The sequence below is a fragment of the Mesorhizobium sp. P3_A9 genome (assembly GCF_056402975.1).
Genome location: NZ_JBFUGJ010000002.1, coordinates 65485 through 80253, shown reverse-complemented (window position 1 = coordinate 80253; position 14769 = coordinate 65485). Strand labels below are relative to the sequence as shown.

18 protein-coding genes are annotated in these 14769 nt (G+C 62.7%); 15 read left to right on the top strand and 3 right to left on the bottom strand.

The features are described 5' to 3' along the window. Positions 1 to 19: 19 nt before the first annotated feature. A complete protein-coding gene (locus AC1DX0_RS01225; RefSeq protein ID WP_477218766.1) occupies positions 20 to 397 on the bottom strand; it encodes a hypothetical protein in 378 nt (125 codons plus the stop codon). Between the two features lie 161 nt (positions 398 to 558). Between AC1DX0_RS01225 and ureC the strand changes: the two genes are divergently transcribed. From ureC to AC1DX0_RS01180, 9 genes are all read left to right on the top strand, one after another. Continuing rightward, positions 559 to 2271: an urease subunit alpha gene (ureC, locus tag AC1DX0_RS01220; RefSeq protein WP_477218767.1), complete on the top strand. Its 1713-nt coding sequence runs from the start codon at positions 559 to 561 to the stop codon at positions 2269 to 2271. A 61-nt stretch (positions 2272 to 2332) separates the two neighbouring features. Beyond that, positions 2333 to 2827: a DUF29 domain-containing protein gene (locus tag AC1DX0_RS01215; protein ID WP_477218768.1), complete on the top strand. Its 495-nt coding sequence runs from the start codon at positions 2333 to 2335 to the stop codon at positions 2825 to 2827. A gap of 3 nt (positions 2828 to 2830) precedes the next feature. Next, entirely contained in the window at positions 2831 to 3424 is a 594-nt protein-coding gene (locus tag AC1DX0_RS01210; protein WP_019862533.1) for a hypothetical protein, read from the top strand. A gap of 44 nt (positions 3425 to 3468) precedes the next feature. After that, positions 3469 to 4074 carry a glutathione S-transferase family protein gene (locus AC1DX0_RS01205; protein ID WP_477218769.1) on the top strand — a complete coding sequence of 202 codons (606 nt, stop codon included), beginning with the start codon at positions 3469 to 3471 and terminating at the stop codon, positions 4072 to 4074. Next, positions 4071 to 4679 carry an urease accessory protein UreE gene (gene ureE, locus AC1DX0_RS01200; RefSeq protein WP_477218770.1) on the top strand — a complete coding sequence of 203 codons (609 nt, stop codon included), beginning with the start codon at positions 4071 to 4073 and terminating at the stop codon, positions 4677 to 4679. Before AC1DX0_RS01205 ends, ureE begins: the two co-directional genes overlap by 4 nt. Next, on the top strand, positions 4672 to 5343 hold the full coding sequence (locus tag AC1DX0_RS01195; protein WP_477218771.1) for an urease accessory protein UreF: 672 nt from the start codon (positions 4672 to 4674) through the stop codon (positions 5341 to 5343). The genes ureE and AC1DX0_RS01195 overlap by 8 nt, the downstream gene beginning before the upstream one ends. Continuing rightward, positions 5340 to 5780: a DUF3995 domain-containing protein gene (locus AC1DX0_RS01190; RefSeq protein ID WP_477218772.1), complete on the top strand. Its 441-nt coding sequence runs from the start codon at positions 5340 to 5342 to the stop codon at positions 5778 to 5780. Before AC1DX0_RS01195 ends, AC1DX0_RS01190 begins: the two co-directional genes overlap by 4 nt. Then, positions 5777 to 6418 carry an urease accessory protein UreG gene (ureG, locus tag AC1DX0_RS01185; RefSeq protein ID WP_477218773.1) on the top strand — a complete coding sequence of 214 codons (642 nt, stop codon included), beginning with the start codon at positions 5777 to 5779 and terminating at the stop codon, positions 6416 to 6418. Before AC1DX0_RS01190 ends, ureG begins: the two co-directional genes overlap by 4 nt. 87 nt (positions 6419 to 6505) lie before the next feature. Next, complete coding sequence (locus AC1DX0_RS01180; protein ID WP_477218774.1) at positions 6506 to 7273, top strand: class II aldolase and adducin N-terminal domain-containing protein; 768 nt, start codon at positions 6506 to 6508, stop codon at positions 7271 to 7273. On the opposite strand, the gene AC1DX0_RS01175 is transcribed toward AC1DX0_RS01180, so the two are convergent. Continuing rightward, positions 7270 to 7902: an HAD family hydrolase gene (locus AC1DX0_RS01175; protein ID WP_477218775.1), complete on the bottom strand. Its 633-nt coding sequence runs from the start codon at positions 7900 to 7902 to the stop codon at positions 7270 to 7272. The genes AC1DX0_RS01180 and AC1DX0_RS01175 overlap by 4 nt on opposite strands. A gap of 246 nt (positions 7903 to 8148) precedes the next feature. On the opposite strand from AC1DX0_RS01175, the gene AC1DX0_RS01170 reads away from it, so the two are divergent. Then, complete coding sequence (locus AC1DX0_RS01170; protein ID WP_096452553.1) at positions 8149 to 9108, top strand: sugar-binding transcriptional regulator; 960 nt, start codon at positions 8149 to 8151, stop codon at positions 9106 to 9108. 43 nt (positions 9109 to 9151) lie between these two features. Here AC1DX0_RS01170 and AC1DX0_RS01165 read toward each other — a convergent pair whose 3' ends face one another. After that, the gene (locus AC1DX0_RS01165) at positions 9152 to 9337 is read right to left on the bottom strand and encodes a hypothetical protein (protein ID WP_477218776.1); all 186 of its coding nucleotides are present in this window, start codon (positions 9335 to 9337) and stop codon (positions 9152 to 9154) included. Positions 9338 to 9446: 109 nt separating this feature from the next. On the opposite strand from AC1DX0_RS01165, the gene gcvA reads away from it, so the two are divergent. The 5 genes from gcvA to AC1DX0_RS01140 all read left to right on the top strand — a co-directional run bounded on the left by gcvA (position 9447) and on the right by AC1DX0_RS01140 (position 14768). After that, positions 9447 to 10352, top strand: coding sequence for a transcriptional regulator GcvA (gcvA, locus tag AC1DX0_RS01160; RefSeq protein ID WP_477218777.1), 906 nt, complete (start codon positions 9447 to 9449; stop codon positions 10350 to 10352). Positions 10353 to 10574: 222 nt separating this feature from the next. Next, a complete protein-coding gene (locus tag AC1DX0_RS01155) occupies positions 10575 to 11885 on the top strand; it encodes an ABC transporter substrate-binding protein (RefSeq protein WP_477218778.1) in 1311 nt (436 codons plus the stop codon). A gap of 124 nt (positions 11886 to 12009) precedes the next feature. Beyond that, positions 12010 to 12882 (top strand): carbohydrate ABC transporter permease, encoded by an 873-nt coding sequence (locus tag AC1DX0_RS01150; protein WP_477218779.1) that lies wholly within the window; start codon positions 12010 to 12012, stop codon positions 12880 to 12882. 11 nt (positions 12883 to 12893) lie between these two features. Further along, positions 12894 to 13718: a carbohydrate ABC transporter permease gene (locus AC1DX0_RS01145; protein ID WP_477218780.1), complete on the top strand. Its 825-nt coding sequence runs from the start codon at positions 12894 to 12896 to the stop codon at positions 13716 to 13718. A 51-nt stretch (positions 13719 to 13769) separates the two neighbouring features. Continuing rightward, the gene (locus AC1DX0_RS01140) at positions 13770 to 14768 is read left to right on the top strand and encodes an ABC transporter ATP-binding protein (RefSeq protein ID WP_477218781.1); all 999 of its coding nucleotides are present in this window, start codon (positions 13770 to 13772) and stop codon (positions 14766 to 14768) included. Position 14769: the final 1 nt, after the last annotated feature.

The window sequence follows — 14769 nt, the reverse complement described above, 5'->3', positions numbered from 1 at the left end:
GGCCCGCCGCGCCGCTTCGTCAGCTGGCCTTCTTGGTGATCAGGGTCAGCGCGCCGTTAGGCTCCATGCTGGCCGCGACCACTTGCGCCGAGGTGATCCCCTTGGCCTTGAGAGCGGACTTCACCTTGGGGGTGGCGTCGATCGAGCTGCGCAGTTTCTGCAGGCCTTCATCGCCGCGCTGGGCGATGACCTGATTGACCTGCGTCTGGGTGTCCTTTGGCAGCTCGGTGATGTCGACAATGTTGACGCTCTGGATTGCCGGCGCGGCCTGCTGACCGCCGGGAGCGGGCGTGGTTGGAGCGGGGGCAGGCGTGGCCGGAGCAGGTTGCTGCTGGGCACTGGCGGCACCGGCCAGCATCAGGCTGGCAGCGGCGGCAAGAACTATCGTTTTGCGCATGGATTTTCCTTCCATCGATTTGGCAAACGGTCGTTTCGGGGTGACCTGTCAACCTCAACCGCCAAATGGGATCAGAAGGTGTCGCCCAGCGGGTCATTGAATGACCATTGGATGGCGGCAATGTGCAGCTCAACCAAATCGCATTTCGGGAGCAATCGCTGATGGCCAGAATCACCCGCGCCGCCTACGCCCAGATGTATGGCCCGACAGTCGGCGACAAGGTCAGGCTGGCCGACACCGAACTCTTCATCGAGGTTGAAAAGGACCTCACCATTCACGGTGAAGAGGTAAAATTCGGCGGCGGCAAGGTGATCCGCGACGGCATGGGCCAAAGCCAGGTGTCGCGCGCCCAGGGCGCGGTCGACACCGTCATCACCAACGCCCTGGTGGTCGACGCCAGCGCCGGTATCTTCAAGGCCGATATCGGCCTCAGGGATGGCCGCATCGCTTCGATCGGCAAGGCCGGCAATCCGGACATGCAAGATGGCGTCACCATCATCATCGGCCCCGGTACCGAAATCATCGCCGGCGAGGGCAAGATCCTCACCGCCGGGGGCTTCGACGCGCATATCCACTTCATCTGCCCGCAGCAGATCGAGGAAGCGCTGATGAGCGGCATCACCACCATGCTCGGCGGCGGCACCGGCCCGGCGCATGGCACGCTGGCCACCACCTGCACGCCGGGACCATGGCACATGGCGCGCATGATCCAGTCCTTCGATGCCTTTCCGATGAATATTGGCCTGTCGGGCAAGGGCAATGCTTCGTTGCCGGCGGCACTGGAGGAAATGGTGCTGGGCGGCGCCTGCTCACTGAAGCTGCACGAGGATTGGGGCACGACGCCGGCGGCGATCGACTGCTGCCTGTCGGTGGCCGACGAGTACGACGTGCAGGTGATGATCCACACCGATACGCTGAACGAATCCGGCTTTGTCGAAAACACCGTCGCGGCGATCAAGGGCCGCACCATCCATGCCTTCCACACCGAGGGTGCGGGCGGTGGCCATGCGCCTGATATCATCAAGGTCTGCGGCCTGCCCAATGTCATCCCGTCGTCGACCAATCCGACGCGGCCCTACACCGTCAACACGCTGGCCGAGCATCTCGACATGCTGATGGTCTGCCACCATCTGTCGCCGTCGATCCCCGAGGACATCGCCTTCGCCGAAAGCCGGATCCGCAAGGAGACGATCGCGGCGGAGGATATCCTGCACGATATCGGCGCCTTCTCGATCATCTCGTCGGACAGCCAGGCGATGGGCCGTGTCGGCGAGGTGGCGATCCGCACCTGGCAGACCGCCGACAAGATGAAGCGCCAGCGCGGCTCGCTGCCGCAGGAAACCGGTAACAACGACAATTTCCGTGTCCGCCGCTACATCGCCAAATACACCATCAACCCGGCCATCGCGCATGGACTGTCGAAAGACATCGGCTCGATTGCCGTCGGCAAACGCGCCGATCTCGTGCTGTGGAACCCGGCCTTCTTCGGCGTCAAGCCGGACATGGTGCTGATCGGCGGCATGATTGCCGCCGCCCCGATGGGTGACCCCAACGCCTCGATCCCGACCCCGCAGCCGATGCACTACCGGCCGATGTTCGGCGCCTATGGCAAGGCCAGGACCAATTCGTCGGTGACGTTCGTTTCGAAGGCAGCACTGGAGTCGGGGCTGCATGGCCGGCTTGGCGTCGACAAGCAGTTCGTCGCTGTCGAAAACACCCGCGGCGGCATCGGCAAGCATTCGATGGTGCTCAACGACGCCACGCCGCATGTCGAGGTCGATCCCGAGACCTACGAGGTCCGTGCCGACGGTGAATTGCTGACCTGCGAGCCGGCTACGGTATTGCCGATGGCGCAGCGGTATTTTCTGTTTTGATGCGAATAGTGATTGGCGGGTAACGATTGGCTTGGGATCGAAAACGGCGCATTATGCGACCATGAACAAGATCCAGATACAGCGGCGGCATAAGTCTACACCCATTGAGACAGACTATGCTCAGTGGTGCGCCGAACAGGGCGCGCTATTGCGCGAAGGTCTTCTTTCCGACCTCGATCGCGAGAATCTTGCCGAGGAGATCGAGAGTTTGGGGCGGAGTGACAAGAGGGAGATTGCGAACAGACTTGGCACGCTGCTTTTGCATCTGCTGAAGTGGCAGTTCCAGGCGGAACGACGCAAGGCAGGTTGGTTGCTCACCATTCGAGAGCAGCGGTATCAGATCAAGAAGCTGATCGATGAAAGTCCAAGCCTCAAGACCTATCCGGGAACGCAGCTTTCTGGCGAATTCGAGTTTGCCCGACTGAAAGCGATTGACGAAACGGGTATGCCCGAAAGGAATTTCCCCGTCGATTGTCCTTATCAAATTGCCGACGTGCTCAATCAGGAATTTTTCCCTGGCGCGCCTTGGTTGCCGGATCAACTCATTCGCGACTAGGGCATGGCCACCGAAATCGCCTCCCCCCACGATATCTTCCCGCATATCCGCATCGTCATGGGCATGGTGATCGGACTTGGCGTCGCCCGCCTGCTGTCAGGGGTGGCGCGGATCGTCCAGCATCCCGGCCAGTACCGGCTCTATCCCGTGCACCTGGCCTGGGTCGCCTCGGTGCTGTTGATGCTGGTGCATTTCTGGTGGTGGGAGTTCGGCCTCTACGCCATCGAGACCTGGACCTTCGGCAAATACCTTTTCATCATCTTCTACGCGATCACGCTGTTCCTGCTCTGCGCGCTGCTGTTTCCGGATTCGATGCTGGACTACACCAGCTATGAGGATTTCTTCTATTCGCGCCGGGGCTGGTTCTTCGGCCTGCTGGCCGCGACCTATCTGCTCGACGTCATCGATACGCTGCTGAAAGGGCCGGAGCATTTCGCCCGCTTCGGCAACGAATATCTGTTCCGCACGCCGGTCTTCGTGGCACTGTGCATTGCCGCAATCCTGGTGCGCGACCGCCGCTTCCATATCGCCTTCGTCGCGGCGGCGCTGATCTACCAGATATCGTTCATCCTGCGGCTCTTCGACACGATCGTATGACCATAGCGGATGGTCTAGAGTCTGGGGAAAGGCAGGATTTTACTATGTACAAGGCCATTGGATCGCGCGGATCCCGGGTCAGCCGCGTTCTCTGGATGCTCGAGGAACTCGGGCAGCCCTATGAATTCGTCGAAGTGAAACTGCGCTCGCCGGAAGCCTATGCGCTCAACCCGTCGGGCAAGGTGCCGATCCTCATCGACGGCGAGCTGACGGTAACGGATTCGGCGGCGATCTGCGTCTATCTGGCCGACAAGCACGCCGACAAGGGGATGGGCGCCAATCCGGGCGTCGCCGGCCGTGCAGAGCTGGATTCCTGGATGCATTTTGCCCAGAGCGAGTTCGAGGCTCCGCTGTGGAACAAATTGCGCCACCGCTTCCTGCTGCCGAAGGAGGTGCGGGTCGATGTCGGCCCCGCCGCGGCCTATGATTTCGCTTCGGAAGCCAAGGCGCTGGACCGCCGGCTTGGCGACAAAAATTTTGCGCTTGGCGACCGATTTTCCGCCGTCGACGTGTTGCTGGGCGACATGGGCAGTTGGGCTCGCGCCGGAAAATTCCCGATCGAGTCCGAGCGCGTCAACGCCTATCTCGACCGCGTGCTTTCGCGGCCCGCCCGCGCACGGGCACAAGCAAATGGCGGAGCCACGAAATGAAACTCAACCTCAACACCGACTTCACCAAATTCCCGCGCGCCGTCTCCGTGCTGCCCGCTGGCAGTGTGGGATCCACAGCGCCCTCCGGCCAAGCGGTTCTCCCTCACGACGAGCGGCATCTGCGCCGCCGCGCCATCGAATTGTCAGACGGCAGCAAGGTACTGGTCGATCTGCCCGAGCCTGTTGCCCTCAACGATGGCGACCGGCTGGTGCTGGAGGATGGCCGTCATGTCGAGATCCTTGCCGCGCCGGAAGAAGTCTATGACATCCGCGCCCGCGACGGCGTGCATCTGACCGAACTTGCCTGGCATATTGGCAACCGCCACCTCGCGGCGGGCATCGAGGCGGATCGCATCGTCATCCTGCGCGACCACGTCATCAAGGCGATGCTGGAAGGGCTTGGCGCCACGGTGCGCGAGGTTTCCGAACCGTTCAAGCCGGTGCGCGGCGCCTATTCCGGCCATGGTGGCGGGCATGGCCACGATCACGGCCACGCCGAGGCGCATGCGCATGGCCACGGTGAAGCGCACTCTCACGCGCACAGCGAATCGCATTCTCATTCCCACAGCCATTCCCACGACGGTCATCACCACGACCATGACTGACCAACCTTCGAACATCGCCCTGCTGCGGCTGATGGCGTGGCTGTCGCCGGCCTTCCCGGTCGGCGGCTTTGCCTACAGCCATGGCCTGGAGCGCGCGGTGCATGACGGGCTGGTTGTCGATGCCGGGAGCCTGGCTGCCTGGCTGGAAACGCTGGTTGAAATGGGTTCGGGCTGGAACGATGCGGTGCTGTTTTCCGAGAGCTGGTGTCGCGCCCGCGAAGGCGGCGATCTCGATGAAGTCGCCTCCCTGGCCGAGGCGCTCGCCGGCTCGCGCGAACGCCACACCGAGACCATGCTGCAAGGTTCAGCCTTCCTCAAGGCCGCCGCCGCCTGGCCCAATCCCGTGCTGGAGCGCTTGCCGGCAGAATGCGCCTATTGCGTCGCTGTCGGCGCTGTTGCCGGCGGCCATGGCATTGCACTTCAGGACGCCCTGGCCGCCTTCCTGCAAGCCTTCTTCTCCAATCTCGTTCAGGCGGCGATCAGGCTCAGTGTCGTCGGACAGAGCGAGGCCACCACGTTGCTGGCCGGCTTCGAGCCGCTGGCGCTATCGACCGCCGCCCGAGCATCCGGATCGACATTGGACGATCTCGGCGGTTGCGCCTTCGTCTCCGACGTCGTGGCGATGAAGCACGAAACCCAGTACTCGCGGCTGTTCCGCTCATGATCCTCCTCGCCTTTGCACTGTCCATTGTTCTGCTGCTGATCACGGCGCTGCATGTCTACTGGGGCATTGGCGGCATCTGGCCGGGTACGGACGGCGCCTCTTGCGCCCGCGCCGTTGTCGGTTTTCGCGGTGTCGACGAAATGCCGACGCCTTTTGCCAGTTTCGCCGTTGCCGCCTGTCTCGGTCTGGCGACGCTCTGGCCGCTGGCGCTCATCGGCTTCTTTGCTTCGCCCTTCCCCAGGGAAGGCCTTGCCGCAACCTCACTGCTCATCGGGCTGGTGTTCCTGGGGCGCGGCATTGCCGGCTTCACGCCGTGGTGGCGGCGGCTGGCGCCCGAGCAACCTTTCGCCCGGCTCGATGTCCGTTATTATTCGCCGCTCTGCCTGTTGATCGGGCTAGGCTTCGCCATCCTTGCCATCATGGAGTTCCCGACATGACACAGAAAAATGGCCCGCTGCGCATCGGCATTGGCGGCCCTGTCGGCTCCGGCAAGACGACGCTCACCGAAAAACTCTGCAAGGCGCTGCGCGATGAGTTTTCCATCGCCGTCGTCACCAACGATATCTACACCAGGGAAGACGCCATGATGCTGGCCCGGCTGCAGGCACTGCCGGAAGACCGCATCGTCGGCGTCGAGACCGGCGGCTGCCCGCATACCGCCATCCGCGAGGACGCTTCGATCAATTTGCAGGCGATCGCCGAACTCAATCGGAAATTCCCCGATCTCGACATCATCTTCATCGAATCCGGCGGCGACAACCTTGCCGCCACGTTCTCGCCGGACCTTGCGGACCTGACGCTCTATGTCATCTCGGTCTGCCAGGGCGAGGAGATCCCGAGGAAGGGCGGACCGGCGATCACCCGTTCCGATTTCCTGATCATCAACAAGAGCGACCTGGCGCCCTATGTGAACGTCAACCTCGACGTCATGGAGAGCGACGCCGGCCGCATGCGCGGCAAGCGGCCGTTCGGCTTCACCGACCTTTCACGTGGCAAGGGGTTGCAGGAAGTGATCGATTTCATCGTCGAGCATGGCGGTCTGAGGGTTGCGACGGTCACCAGTACCGCAGCCTGACAGACAAGAAGCTCTCCCTGCACCAACCAAAACCCGTTGCGGGTGGCCGTCGGTCGCGGCATTCTGGCCAAAACCGGAGGATTTTCGATGAGCATTGCCCGCCTGCAGAAGGAAACGCTGACCAATCTGCCCTACTACGAGGAGCGCGTCGATCTCGCCGCGGCCTTCCGCTGGACGGCGCGGCTCAACATGCATGAGGCGGTGGCCAATCATTTCTCGCTGTCGGTCAACGAGGACGGCACGCAATTCCTGATGAACCCCAACCAGGTGCATTTCTCGCGCATCAAGGCGAGTGACCTGCTGCTGATTGACGCCAACGATCCCGAAACGCTGACCGGCCCCAACGCGCCCGATCCGACCGCCTGGGGCCTGCACGGCGCCATCCACCGCAACGTGCCGCATGCGCGCTGCGCCATGCATGTGCATTCCATCCACGCCACGGTGCTGGCCTCGCTTGCGGATTCAACTCTGCCGCCGATCGACCAGAATTCGGCGATGTTCTTCAAGCGCCATGTCGTCGACGCCCATTATGGCGGGCTGGCCTTCGAGGAAGAGGGCGAGCGCTGCTCGCAGCTTCTGACCGATCCCAAGGTCAAGGTGATGGTGATGGGTAATCACGGTGTGATGGTCATCGGCGACACGGTCGCCGATGCCTTCAACCGCATGTTCTATTTTGAGCGTGCCGCCGAGACCTACATCAAGGCGCTGTGGACCGGCCGCCCGCTGCGCACGCTGTCCGACGCGATCGCCGAGAAGGCGGCCAGCGAGATGGATGATTATCCCGGCCAGGCCGAGCGTCATCTCGCCGAGTTGAAGGCGATCCTCGACGAGCAGGAACCCGTCTACCGGAATTAAAGACCGAGCTCGGCCCGCAATTCCTCGGCGCTGTTGATGACGACGGCGCCGGGCGGTCCTTCCATCGGCTTTTCCGGCCAGAAGATCGTCTTCATGCCCGCCGCCAGACCCGCCATGGCGCCCGGCCAGCTGTCGTCGACCGCGACCGCGTGCGCTGGATCGACGTCAGCCAGATAGGCGGCGCGCAGGAAGGGTTCGGCGTGCGGCTTGCCTTCGCGCACATCGTTGCGGCTGATCGTTTTCATGCCGGGATAGATGAGGCCGACCATGCGCAGATTGGCGTCGACGATCATCCGGTCCGAATTGGAAACCACCGCCTGCTGCACGCCAAGCGCCCGCAATTCGTTGAAGACCTCGATTGCGCCCGGGCGCGGCTTCAGGCCCTCGACCAGCGGCAGATAGTGCTCGTATTTGCGCATGATCCAATCGTCGAAGGCCAAGTCCAGGCCGAACTCGTCGCGCATCATCTCGTAGACCGGCCAGGCGGCGACGCCGAGCACGCGCTCATGCAGGTCGGTCGGCGGCTTTAGACCGACATTGCGCATCGCTGCCACCAGGGCCGCCTCGTGCAGCGGCTCGCTGTCGACCAGCGTGCCGTCCATGTCCCAGAAAACCGCCTTCGGTGTCATGCAGCGCTCCTTTTGCGATCCCCTTAAAGGGTTTGCGCCGGGAGATAAACCGTCGGGATCACAGAAGGTGGCTGCGACTGGAGCCGAAGCCGCCTTGCTTTCTCCAGCCAAAGATTGTCGGCGGGACAATCCCTGTCTCGCAGTTGCGAACAATTGCCCTTGATATTGACAATTGCGCAGACTGCCGTTCCCTGCGAAACTAAGAGCGGACCGCCTTGATAACCGGCGGCCTTGGGGAGGCAGGACGTGAATACCCGGCAGGATGGCGGCAGCAACAGGCTGGACGACGCGGCGCGCGCCGGCTGGCTTTATTATGTTGCCGGCAACACACAGGACCAGATCGCCGCCACGCTCGGCATTTCGCGGCAGACGGCGCAGCGGCTGGTGTCGCTGGCGGTGTCGGAAGGCTTGATCAAGGTTCGTGTCGACCATCCGATCGCCAACTGCCTTGACCTGGCGGCCCGGCTGAGATCGCGCTTCGCGCTCGACCTGGTCGAAGTGGTGCCGAGCGATCCGAATTCATCCTCCACCACCATCGGCATCGCCGAGGCGGCGGCCGCCGAGATCGAGCGGCGGCTGCGCTCGCCGACGCCGATCGTCATGGGCATCGGCACCGGGCGCACGCTGAAGGCGGCGATCGAGCAATTGCCGCCGATGGAATGCCCGCAGCACAAGGTGGTGTCTTTGACCGGCAACATCTCGCCGGATGGTTCGGCCGCCTTCTACAACGTCATCTTCACCATGGCCGACCGGGTCAAGGCACGCTCCTTCCCGATGCCATTGCCGGTCATCGCTTCCTCACCGCAGGAGCGCGAGATGCTGCTCAATCAGCCGATGATCCAGCCGACGCTGGCGCTTGCGGCGGAAGCCGACGTCACCTTCATCGGCATCGGCGACCTCGGCCCGAAGGCGCCGCTCTATGAGGACGGTTTCATTTCCGAAAGCGAGTTGAAGGCCTTGCAGAAAGCGGGCGGCATCGCCGAGATCGTCGGCTGGGTGTTCGATCGCGATGGCCGCATGATCGAGGGCATCACCAATGACCGGGTGTCGTCGGCGTCGCTGCCGTCGCGCGAAAAATCACTGGTGATTGCGCTGGCCATGGGCGAGCGCAAGCTGCCGGGGATCCTGGCGGCCGTGAACCGCCGGCTGGTCAATGGGCTGATCACCGATGAGCGGACGGCGACCGCCCTGCTGGCCAGCATCTGACCGGTAAGCCCTGCCGCGTGCTTTTGCGATAAAGCCAACAAGTCTATCTGTGCCTGCCAAAGGGGTCGTTGCCATCGAGGAAACCGACGTCGCGTTGCAGATGCGGCGACAGGTCCCTGATGTCGAGATGTGCCCTTTTCCTTATCGCGAACCAGCCGAATCCGTCCGTAAGCCACGAAATCCAGCGGTGATCGGGAGCCGGAGTGCATTTTTGCTGCGTCATGGTCATGATCGTCAACCTTCGCTATCCTGAACCCGAATGACGGGTTGACAGGAATGTCGGTCTTGCCGGCCAGCTTTGCCAATCGAACGTCGATAAGGACCCATAAGGAGGCCTTATGCCGGATCTGAGCTCGCCACAGCTTTCGCAACTCCCCCCGCTGCAGGCGATCCGGGTGTTCGAAGCGGTGGCGCGGCATCTTTCCTTCACCAAGGCCGCCGTCGAACTCGGCATGACGCAGGCTGCCGTCAGCTATCAGATCAAGGTGCTGGAAGAGCGTGTCGGTTCACCGCTGTTCCTGCGCCGGCCGCGGCAGATCGAGTTGACCGAAGCCGGGCAACGGCTGGCGCCGGCGGTCAGCGAGGCCTTTGCCATTCTTGGCCAGGCCTATGCCGCGGCGCGCGGCGGCGCCGACGGGCTATTGTGCGTCACCACGGTGCTGACCTTCGCCTCGAACTGGCTGGCGCATCATCTGGGCTCCTTCCAGATGGCCCATCCAGCCCTTGCTGTTCGGCTCGAGACATCGAGCCGACTGACGGATTTCGCCCGCGAGGATACCGATATCGCCATCCGCTCGGGCGGCGGCAAATGGCCGGGGCTGGAAGCGCACAAGCTGCTCGATGCCGATTTCACGCCGATGCTGAGCCCGAAGCTCGCGGCGAGCATTGGCGGCGTCAAGGAGCCGGCCGACCTGTTGCGGCTGCCGATCCTCGATCCGGGCGACGTCTGGTGGTCGCAATGGTTCGAGACCGCGGGCGTCCATGCGCACGATCTTGCCAAGCGGCCCGGCAGCAGCATGGGCGCGCAAGCCTATGAGGCCAATGCGGCTATCGCCGGCCATGGCGTGGCGATCCTGACCCGGGCGCTGTTCAAGGCCGAACTCGCCGAAGGTCGCCTGATCCAGCCCTTCGACCTGGTCGGCGACGATGGCCATGCCTACTGGCTGGTCTATCCCGAAGCGCGCCGCAACGTGCCGAAGATCCGCGCCTTCCGCGACTGGCTGCTGGCCGAGATCGCCTGCTGACAGGCCCGTTTCACCCGATCCAAGCTTCCACGCCTTCCTGCCCCGTCGCCTGATATCCGGCGCGGGCGCGGCCTGCCGTCCCAAATTTCCATGCCTGCGTCGTGCGCCGGCAAGGCCGAGTGCTGCGCTGCAGCATCGAATCCGGCTTGACATAATTCACGGCAAGTGAGTAATTGCTCAGAGCCAAGGCAAATGCTCATCTTGGTTCATGGGAGGAATTTGATGAAACTGCGCACGCTCACCCTGGGCTTGTTGTCGGCCAGCGCTCTCGCTTTTGCCGCACATGCCGAATCCATCACCATCGCCACCGTCAACAATGGCGATATGGTCCGCATGCAGAAGCTGACCGAAGACTTCACCAAGGCTAACCCCGACATCACGCTGAACTGGGTGACGCTCGAAGAAAACGTGCTGCGCGAGCGCGTCACCACCGACATCGCCACCAAGGGTGGCCAGTACGACGTGATGACCATCGGCACCTACGAGGTTCCGATCTGGGCCAAGCAGAGCTGGCTGTTGCCGCTCGACAAGCTCGGCGACGACTACGACGCCAAGGACATCATCCCGGCCATCGCCGGCGGCCTTTCGGTCGACGGCAAGCTCTATGCCGCGCCCTTCTACGGCGAAAGCTCCTTCGTCATGTACCGCAAGGATTTGATGGACAAGGCCGGGCTGAAGATGCCCGACGCACCGACCTGGGACTTCATCCGCCAGGCCGCCGACAAGATGACCGATCGCGCCAATGGCGTGAACGGTGTGTGCCTGCGCGGCAAGGCCGGCTGGGGCGAGAACATGGCCTTCCTGACCGCCATGTCGAACTCCTTCGGCGCCCGCTGGTTCGACGAGAACTGGAAGCCGCAGTTCGACCAGCCCGAGTGGAAGAAGACACTGCAGTTCTATGTCGACCTGATGAAGGCCGACGGCCCCGAGGGCGCATCCTCCAACGGCTTCAACGAAAACCTGGCGCTGTTCCAGCAGGGCAAGTGCGGCATGTGGATCGACGCCACCGTCGCCGCGTCCTTCGTTTCGGACCCGAAGAACTCGACCGTCGCCGACAAGGTTGGCTACGCCCTGGCGCCCGACAATGGGCTCGGCAAGCGCGGCAACTGGCTGTGGGCATGGTCGCTGGCCATTCCGGCCGGCACGCAGAAAGCTGACGCCGCCGAGAAGTTCGTCTCGTGGGCGACCAGCAAGCACTATGCCGAGCTCGTCGCTTCGAAGGAAGGCTGGGCCAATGTTCCTCCGGGCACGCGCTCCTCGCTCTATGCCAATGCCGAGTACCAGAAGGCGGCTCCGTTCGCCAAGATGACGCTGGACTCCATCAACGCTGCCGACCCGACGCATCCGACCGTGAAGCCGGTGCCCTATGTCGGCGTCCAGTTCGTCGCCATCCCTGAGTTCCAGGGCCTTGGCACCACCGTCGGTCAGCTCTTCTCGGCGGCTCTTGCCGGCCAGTCGAGCGTCGACGATGCCTTGAAGCAGGCACAGGACGCGGCCACCGCGACCATGACCGAAGGCGGTTACATCAAGTAAGGCTCCTCCCGGTGCCGAATGCCGGTCGCCTCCTTGACCGGCAACGGCCGCCCGAATCCCAGTTCGGGCGGCCGCCTTTCCAACGCCTCTGAAAATTCCGTCTGACCATTGAAGGGTGACCGTCATGGCTACTCAGCAGACCCGTTCGCTTGCCCGTTTCATGATGGCGCCATCTGTCGTCCTGCTGCTGGTCTGGATGGTTGTTCCACTGGCACTCACGCTGTGGTTCTCCTTCCAGCAGTACAATCCGCTCAACCCGGTTCGTGATGGCTTTGTCGGCCTGTCGAACTACGCGCTGTTCTATTCCAACCCGGCCTTCCTGCAGTCGATCCTCAACACGCTTACCCTCGTGATCAGCGTGCTGCTGATCACGGTGATCGGCGGTATCCTGCTGGCGCTTTTGATCGATCAGCCGATGTGGGGACAGGGGATCGTGCGCATCCTCGTCATCTCGCCGTTCTTCGTCATGCCGCCGGTGGCCGCACTGGTCTGGAAGAACATGATCATGCATCCGCAATATGGCGTTTTCGCCGATATAGCGCGCTTCTTCGGGGCGCAACCGATCGACTGGTTCGGGCAGCATCCGATGCTGGCGATCATCATCATCGTCGCCTGGCAATGGCTGCCCTTTGCAACGCTGATCCTGTTGACCGCCCTGCAGTCGCTCGACGGTGAGCAGAAGGAAGCCGCCGAGATGGACGGCGCCGGCTTTGTCAGCCGATTCATCCATCTGACGCTGCCGCACATGTCGCGCGCCATCACCGTCGTCATCCTGATCCAGACGATCTTCCTGCTCTCCGTCTACGCCGAGATCCTCGTCACCACCAATGGCGGTCCGGGATACGCCTCCACCAACCTGCCCTTCCTCGTCTACCAGAAGGCCTTGCTCGAGTTCAAAATCGGCCAGGCATCCGCCGGCGGCATCATCGCTGTCATTCTCGCCAACATCGTTGCCTTCTTCGCCATGCGCGCCGTCGGCAAGAACCTGGACAAGTAAGGGAGGACACGATGGCACGCTCAGTCACCACCCAGCACAAGACAATCGCGACCGTTGCGGCCTGGATCGTCGCTTTGCTGATCTTCTTCCCGATCCTCTATACGATCATCACCTCGTTGAAGTCAGAGCAGGAAGCCATCCAGGGCTTCAGCATGATCCCGTCGGGGACATTCGAGAGCTATACCGAGGTTCAGGCGCAGAGCGGCTACTTCAAGTTCTTCCTGAACTCGGTGCTGCTCTCGGTCGGCTCGACCATCCTGGCCTTGCTGGTCGCCATTCCGGCGGCATGGTCGATGGCGTTCTCGCCGACCAAGCGGACCAAGGACATATTGATGTGGATGCTGTCCACCAAGATGATGCCTGCGGTCGCCGTGCTGTTCCCGATCTACCTGATCTTCCGCAATCTCGGCCTGCTCGACAGCCGCATCGGCCTGATGATCATGCTGATGCTGATCAACCTGCCGATCGTGGTGTGGATGCTCTACACCTACTTCCGCGAAATCCCCGGCGAAATCCTGGAAGCGGCGCGCATGGACGGAGCTTCGCTGTGGAACGAGATCGTCTATGTGCTGACACCGATGGCGGTGCCGGGCATCGCCTCGACCATGCTGCTCAACATCATCCTGGCCTGGAACGAAGCGTTCTGGACGATCCGGCTGACGACCACCGAAGCTGCACCGCTCACCGCCTTCATCAGTTCGTTCTCCAGCCCGCAAGGCCTGTTCTGGGCCAAGCTTTCGGCGGCCTCGACGCTGGCCATCGCACCGATCCTGATCATGGGCTGGTTCAGCCAGAAGCAGCTGGTGCGCGGCCTGACATTCGGTGCCGTGAAGTAACGGAATTTGCCTGAAGCAATCGGCAGGACATAACCCCTCGGGGAGGAAACCATGGGAAACATCACGCTCAAGAACGTCTCCAAGTCCTTCGGATCGACGTCCATCATCCCCGGCCTCGACCTGGTGATCGAGAATGGCGAGTTCGTCGTCTTCGTCGGCCCGTCGGGTTGCGGCAAGTCAACGCTGCTGCGGCTGATCGCCGGTCTCGAAGACACCAGCGGCGGCACCATCAACATCGACGGCCGTGACGTCACCGGCGAAGCACCGGCCAAGCGCAAGCTGGCCATGGTGTTCCAGTCCTACGCGCTCTACCCGCATATGACGGTGGCCAAGAACATCGGCTTCCCGCTGAAGATGGCCGGCGAAGACAAGGCCACCATCGAGAAGAAGGTGGGAGACGCGGCGCGCGTGCTCAACCTTACCAACTATCTGGAACGCCGGCCCGGCCAGCTTTCCGGCGGCCAGCGCCAGCGCGTCGCCATCGGTCGTGCCATCGTGCGTCAGCCGACCGCATTCCTGTTCGACGAACCGCTGTCCAACCTCGATGCCGCACTGCGCGGCACGATGCGCCTGGAGATCAGCGAGCTGCACCATCAGCTCAAGACGACGATGATCTACGTCACCCACGACCAGGTCGAAGCCATGACCATGGCCGACAAGATCGTCGTGCTGAATGCCGGCAATATCGAGCAGGTCGGTTCGCCGATGGAACTCTACAAGACGCCGAAGAACCTGTTCGTCGCCGGCTTCATCGGCTCGCCGAAGATGAACCTGATCGAAGGCGCGCCGGCCGCCAAACACGGCACCAAGACCATCGGCATCCGTCCGGAACACATGGAAATCTCGACCACGGCAGGCGAATGGAAGGCCACCGTCGGCGTCGCCGAACATCTGGGCTCCGACACGTTCCTGCACGTTCAAGCTGACGGCGTCGGGCCGCTGACGGTGCGCGCCGATGGCGAGCTCGCCGTCCATCACGGCGACACCATCTACCTGACGCCCGACAAGGCCAAGCTGCACCGGTTCGGTGCCGACGGAAAGGCGATGTGAG